The sequence below is a fragment of the Rhodoferax sp. genome (assembly GCF_018063565.1).
GTDB lineage: Bacteria > Pseudomonadota > Gammaproteobacteria > Burkholderiales > Burkholderiaceae_C > Rhodoferax.
Window position 1 is genome coordinate 1 of the sequence record NZ_JAGPBB010000195.1, and the last position, 2,535, is coordinate 2,535.

Annotated in this window: 3 protein-coding genes; 1 reads left to right on the plus strand and 2 read right to left on the minus strand. The window is 57.6% G+C overall.

The window, feature by feature from the left end; translation table 11 throughout:
- On the minus strand, positions 1-690 hold a 690-nt coding region (locus KBF66_RS19560; RefSeq protein ID WP_296661442.1), incomplete at its 3' end, for a BPSS1780 family membrane protein.
- The gene (locus KBF66_RS19565; protein WP_296661444.1) at positions 687-1,682 is read right to left on the minus strand and encodes a homoserine kinase; all 996 of its coding nucleotides are present in this window, start codon (positions 1,680-1,682) and stop codon (positions 687-689) included. The genes KBF66_RS19560 and KBF66_RS19565, both read right to left, overlap by 4 nt.
- 157 nt (positions 1,683-1,839) lie before the next feature.
- On the opposite strand from KBF66_RS19565, the gene KBF66_RS19570 reads away from it, so the two are divergent.
- On the plus strand, positions 1,840-2,535 hold a 696-nt coding region (locus KBF66_RS19570), incomplete at its 3' end, for a 5'-3' exonuclease H3TH domain-containing protein (RefSeq protein WP_296661447.1).

Here is a 2,535-nt window from a genome sequence, read left to right on the forward strand (position 1 = left end):
CGGCAGCATCATTGAAGCGGCCAATCCTGGACTGCCGAGCAGACTGGACAGCGCCGTTACCAGCAATACAGTCACCACCATGATGCCCATCCACAGCCCGGCAAACAGGGTATAGGCCCAAAAGTTGCGAAAACACGCAACGATGCTGAAAAACATGCTTTTGGCAGGTGACAGTTTGTTCCAGTACACCAGGGCCGGTGCATGCCAGAACAGCAAGGACAAGGGCAGATGCAAGCCGATAAAGACCCACATCGCAGCCTGAAACTCGGCCGAAACCAGCATCTCGCTGGTGGGCGCCTGACCACCCAGATACATGCCTGCAAAACCACCGCCATCAATCAGATAGGACAGCCCCATCACAGCGACAAAGCCAAGTGCATAGAGTGCACCCAGGGTCAGCATGGCGCGCAAGGTCGGCGCACCGGAGCGAAAGGCAGTCAGCAGAATCAAGGGCATGGGAAAACGTCCTTGCGTCGCTTCACGCGAGGCTGCCATCAAACCCAGCGTACAGGCCGGCAACAGGGTCATGGCAATGGGCAGACCGATCAACGGCACCATGCCAGCCACAGACATCAGCGCCATGAACATGAACAGCAGCCCGGCGAGCGCCAACGGTTGCCTGAAAAAAGTGCGCACACCAAGCCTGACCCAGGAAACGCCCTGACGAGCCGGCACGAGTCGCAGTTTCATGACAGACCCGCCAGCGAAAAATAGTCCAATGGGGCGGCGGCACGAAGCCGCAGCACGCGCTCAAAATGTGCGGGATCATGGGCCTCAAGAACGCTGGCCTGGCGAGGCAGGAACTGGTCCCACAGCCGGGAGATCCAGAAGCGCAATGCTGCGGCTCGCAGCATCGCGGGCAGCAAGGCGCGCTCGCTGTCCTCCAAGGGTCTGACGACGTTATAAGATGCTATAAAAGAACTAGCTAACAATGGTTGATGAATATGCGCTGACGGGTCAACACACCAAACATTCAGGCAGACGGCCATATCAAAGAGCCAAGTGTCAACCCCGGCGAAATAAAAGTCGAAAATGCCGCTGAGGATCGGTTTTCCGTCCAGATCGGTAAACAAGACGTTGTCCAGAAAAAGATCGGCATGGATCGGGCCGCGTGGCAGTGCGTTGTAACGGCTCGAGGTTGCCAGGTGATTTTGCAGTGCCAACTCTGCGTTCATCAGGTCGGCCTGGCTGGTGTCAAGAAAAGGCAGCACCTGCGGCACGGTGTCGTTCCACCATGCCAGCCCACGCAGGTGGGGTTGTTGCAATGCGAAGTTCTGACCAGCCAGATGCAGTCGTGCCAAGGTCGCCCCCATCTGCGCGCAATGCTCGGCGGTGGGTTGTTGCACGCTCTGGCCACGCAACCGGGTAACCACCGCAGCCGGCTTATTTTGGAGCTCAAATACCAGTTTGCCTTTTGAATCACCTTGAGGTTCCGGCACAGCAATGCCTTGCTGGGCGAAATGTTTCATCAAATGCAGGTAAAACGGCAATTGGTCGGCGGTCAGGCGTTCAAACAGCGTCAAAACGTAATCGCGCGTCACCCCATCATTTTGGCTAGTGACAAAGTAATTGGTGTTTTCAATGCCGCCGGTGCAGGCTTGCATGTGACTGAGTTCGCCCAGATTTAGTGCACGCAACAGGGAGCGAGCCTCTTTTTTGGAGACCTCGGTGTAAACAGCCATGAATCAGGGCGCAGTGGCAGCGGTGCCAGCCAGAGTGAGGCCAGGCCCAGCCATGGCACCAGAAAACACCAGCAGGAAAAAATGGATCGGGCAAAAAAGCATCGGAGGATTGTAAGGAAGCGGACCCGTTGCCCGAATGCGCAGGCAAAATGTCACTATGAACACTGCCCCAAAATTAACGCTGCTGCTGGTGGACGGCTCCAGCTACCTGTACCGGGCATTCCATGCCATGCCGGATCTCCGGGCAGTACCCGGTGACCCGGGCAGCATGCCCACTGGTGCCATTCGCGGGATGATCAATATGCTGCAGAGTCTGCGCAAGGAGGTGCCTGCACAGTACGCCGCGTGTGTGTTTGATGCCAAGGGCCCGAATTTTCGGGATGCAATTTACCCCGAGTACAAAGCCAATCGTTCGCCGATGCCCGATGATCTGCGACGCCAGATCGAACCGATCCATGAAGTGGTTCGCTTGATGGGCTGGAAGGTGCTTGATGTGCCTGGGGTCGAGGCCGATGACGTGATTGGCACACTGGCTGCCGCAGGTGCCCGGCTGGGTATGGAGGTGATTGTCAGCAGCGGTGACAAGGACCTGGCGCAACTGGTGAATGCCAACGTCACCATCATTGACACCATGAACGGCAAGCGTCGCGACGTGGCGGGTGTGACTGCCGAATTTGGCGTGCCGCCGCACCTGATGCGGGACTACCAGACCTTGGTGGGAGATACCGTGGACAACGTGCCGGGTGTACCCAAAGTAGGGCCAAAAACTGCGGCCAAATGGTTGAACGAGTTCGGTTCACTGGACGCCATCGTCGCGCAGGCGGCCACCATCAAAGGTGCGGTTGGCGACCAT